This is a genomic window from Bacillus pacificus (assembly GCF_020861345.1).
Classification (GTDB): Bacteria; Bacillota; Bacilli; order Bacillales; family Bacillaceae_G; genus Bacillus_A; species Bacillus_A pacificus.
Window position 1 is genome coordinate 4,790,001 of the sequence record NZ_CP086328.1, and the last position, 2,500, is coordinate 4,792,500.

Consider the following 2,500-nt stretch of genomic DNA (forward strand, 5'->3'; position numbering starts at 1 on the left):
CAAGTGGTTGCGCACCTGAAATAGCATACTTTTGATTAATAATAAAATAAGGTACTCCTGAAATTTGATATTGTTGAGCAATCGCTTCATCAACTCTAACATCATTTGCATATGCACTTTTATCATTAATAACCTTTAAAGCTTCTTGTTTATCTAAACCTGAAGCTTCAGCGATAGTAGCAAGCGTATCCACATCACTTAAATTTTTCGATTCAGTGAAATATGCAAAAAGTAGATTCTCCGTAATCTCTTTTTCTTTCCCTTGATCTTTTGCAAATTTCGCAAGGCGATGCGCATCAAAAGTGTTCGTCGGCTTCATCTCATCAAAATTAAAACTTAAACCCATACTAGCTGCATGATTACCTAGTTGCACGTTATTACGTTTCGCTTCTTCAATACTAATCCCATACTTTGATGCAAGTACTTCATTAATACTTGTTCCAGAATAGATTGGAGCATTTTGGTCTAATTCAAAATTTTTAAACTCAACTTCAACATTCTTCTTATGTGGAAATTGCTCTAAAGCCATCTCTAATCTACGTTTCCCAATGTAGCAAAATGGACACACAAAATCTGACCATACTTCAATTTTCATAGAAACACCTCATTAACATGTAGTTGTCAATCATTGTAGCACCGACACTAAGGAATTCAAAAATTTATGCTTCAAGCCTTATATACTACAACCTAAAATAAATTTATAAATAGAAAAACGATAATCAAAAGTATTACCTTCTGATTATCGTATATGTAAATCTAATTATACTTAAATATATCTTCCCACGAACTTCCATACGGTATTCCAATATGCATTTGAATCTATCTTCTCAGCTTCTCCATGTCCAGCACCTGGAACAATTAATTTCTCTTTTTCTACTTTTGCAGCATTATATACTTCATCTAACATTTCAAAAGGAACAAATGTATCCGCATCCCCGTGAATGAATAGCATCGGTGTTTTACTTTTCTCAACTTGTTTTACAGCTGAAGCTTCTTCTAAATCATATCCAGCTCTTAATTTTGTAACCGTATTAGCCGCATTCATAACAGGAAACTTCGGTAAATGGAATAAATCTTTTAGTTGATAAGTAAATTCACCAACAACAGTTGAGTATCCACAATCTTCAATAATAACTTTCACGTTAGAAGGTAAATCTTCACCTGAAGTCATCATTACAGTTGCCCCTCCCATTGAAACACCAAATAGTGCTATTTCAGCATTGGGGTCTTTCTTTACAATTTGTTGGATCCAAATCAAAATATCTTTACGATCGTGCCAGCCCATCCCTATATAATCACCTTCACTATTTCCATGCCCACGAAGATCTGGCGCTATAACGTTATATCCTTGTTCATAAAAATTCCGGATATATTTCGTCATTTTTGATGCCCTACTATCATATCCATGAACTACAATTGCCCATTTATGGCTAGATTGTTTATTCATATATTCATAACCTGTTAATTTCAACTTATCGAAAGAATTTATGTGTAGTGTATTAGGTTTATGATTTGATACAAAGTTCGCATCCTTTTCTTCACTTGTAGCCAACACATCTCCTGATGCATTCACAGTTTCTACCAAGTGAGGGTTATCCTCTAAAAACTCTTTCTCTTGTTTCGCATTCAACGCATAATTATAAAAATAATTCCCGACTAACATATACACAATCGCTAGAAGGACTAAGGCTACTATAGTAATTATACCTATCTTTTTCATGTTATCTCCTTTTAAAAATTAAATCTTCCTATATTAAAGTACTTCAAAAAATAACTGTACTATTTTAACATACCGATAGGTTGCTTCCACAAAAAATAAAATAGAAAATCTTAAACTACATATCGAAATTGATGAAAGAAATTGAATATAAAAGAATAACTTGAGACTGATAAGAAGTTAGAAGCACAAAAAAGACGAGTCATTCTGACTCGTCTTAAGCTTGCTTGGCGACGTCCTACTCTCACAGGGACAAGGTCCCAACTACCATCGGCGCTAGAGAGCTTAACTTCCGTGTTCGGTATGGGAACGGGTGTGACCTCTCTGCCATCATCACCAAACTATGAAGGCATATTCCTTCAAAACTAGATAACATTGCTACATATTATATGGTTAAGTCCTCGATCTATTAGTATTCGTCAGCTCCACATGTCACCATGCTTCCACCTCGAACCTATCAACCTGATCATCTTTCAGGGATCTTACTAGCTTACGCTATGGGAAATCTCATCTTGAGGGGGGCTTCATGCTTAGATGCTTTCAGCACTTATCCCTTCCGCACATAGCTACCCAGCTATGCCCTTGGCAGAACAACTGGTACACCAGCGGTGCGTCCATCCCGGTCCTCTCGTACTAAGGACAGCTCCTCTCAAATTTCCTACGCCCACGACGGATAGGGACCGAACTGTCTCACGACGTTCTGAACCCAGCTCGCGTACCGCTTTAATGGGCGAACAGCCCAACCCTTGGGACCGACTACAGCCCCAGGATGCGATGAGCCGA

The 2,500-nt window shown here is 37.0% G+C and carries 2 protein-coding genes and 2 rRNA genes (2 of these 4 only partly in view); all 4 read right to left on the bottom strand.

Translation table 11 applies throughout. The features are described 5' to 3' along the window. Positions 1-595 carry the 5' portion of a DsbA family oxidoreductase gene (locus LMD38_RS24590; RefSeq protein ID WP_228920011.1) on the bottom strand. It extends 137 nt beyond the left edge of the window, so only the first 595 of its 732 coding nucleotides appear in the window; the start codon lies at positions 593-595; the stop codon falls past the left edge of the window. Between the two features lie 171 nt (positions 596-766). Next, a complete protein-coding gene (locus LMD38_RS24595) occupies positions 767-1,720 on the bottom strand; it encodes an alpha/beta hydrolase (RefSeq protein ID WP_016716307.1) in 954 nt (317 codons plus the stop codon). Between the two features lie 222 nt (positions 1,721-1,942). Continuing rightward, a 5S ribosomal RNA gene (gene rrf, locus LMD38_RS24600) occupies positions 1,943-2,058 on the bottom strand. A 48-nt stretch (positions 2,059-2,106) separates the two neighbouring features. Beyond that, positions 2,107-2,500, bottom strand: a 23S ribosomal RNA gene (locus LMD38_RS24605); it runs 2,528 nt beyond the window's last position.